This window comes from Corallococcus terminator (assembly GCF_003611635.1).
Lineage (GTDB): Bacteria > Myxococcota > Myxococcia > Myxococcales > Myxococcaceae > Corallococcus > Corallococcus terminator.
The window spans coordinates 1-1,193 of sequence record NZ_RAVZ01000700.1; the positions used below are offsets into that span (position 1 = coordinate 1).

1 protein-coding gene is annotated in these 1,193 nt (G+C 70.7%); it reads right to left on the reverse strand.

What is annotated here, in order from left to right; translation table 11 throughout:
- On the reverse strand, positions 1–1,193 hold a 1,193-nt coding region (locus tag D7V88_RS41620; protein WP_244238694.1), incomplete at both ends, for a condensation domain-containing protein.

Consider the following 1,193-nt stretch of genomic DNA (forward strand, 5'->3'; position numbering starts at 1 on the left):
GGACGCGGAGCTGCGACGCCAGCCTCGCGGCGGTGGTGGGGGTGAAGAGGTCCAGGCTGTATTCGAGCGTCCCTTCCAGTCCGCCTTCGCGCGCCATCATCGACAGGCTCACGTCGAAGCGGGAGGTATCTGGTGCGGTGGGCAATAGCTCCACGCGCACGTCGGGCAGTGAGGGCGGGGGCACGGGCGCGTTGTGCAGCGCGAACATCACCTGGAAGAGAGAGCCCCGGTCCGTGCCGCGCTCCACTCCCAGGGCGTCCACGAGCCGCTCGAAAGGCACGTCCTGGTGCGCATACGCAGCAAGCGACGACTCACGCACGCGCTCCAGGAGTTCCGTGAAGCGGGGGTCGCCGTCCAGGCGGGCACGCAGCACCAGCGTGTTGAGGAACACGCCGATGAGCGGCTCCAGCTCCGGCCGGGTGCGGTGGGCCACGGGGCTGCCCACGGCGAAGTCGTCCTGCCCCGAGTAGCGCGCCAGCAGCGTTTCGTACCCGGCCAGCAGCACCATGAAGAGCGTGGCGTTGCGCTCCCGCGCCACCTGCTCCAGCGTGCGCACCAGCGATGCCGGCAGCGTGAAAACGTGGCTTGCGCCCCGCAGGGTCCGCGTCGCGGGCAGGCCGTGCTCGGACGGCAGCGTCAATGCAGGCAGGCCCTTCAGCGACTCGCGCAGGGCGTCGAGGTGCGCCTGCACGCCTTCGGAGTTCCCCTCCTGGCGCTGCCACACGGCGAAGTCGGCGGCCTGCACCGACAGCGCCGGCAGTGGAGACGGGCGGCCCTCCGCGAACGCGGCGTAGAGGCTGCCCACCTCATGCACCAGCACGCCCATGGACCAACCGTCGGAGACGATGTGGTGCATGTTGAGGAGCAGCACATGCTCCTCGGCGGCGAGCTTCAGCAGACGCGTGCGCAAGAGCGGGCCGGTGCTCAAATCGAAGGGCAGGGCGGCTTCGTCGCGCATGCGGCGGCGCAGGGTGTCCTCTCGTGCGGCGCCTTCGGGGAGCACCTCCACCGGCAGCGGCCATTCGGCGGGCGCGGCGTGGATGCGCTGGAGCGGCTGGCCCTCGTGCTCCAGGAAGGTGGTGCGCAGCGGTTCGTGCCGGAGGACGATTTCCGCGAAGGTGCGGCGCAGCACCTCCACGTCCAGGGCACCGGTGAGCCGCAGCGCCAGGGGGATGTTGTAGAGCGCCTGTCCC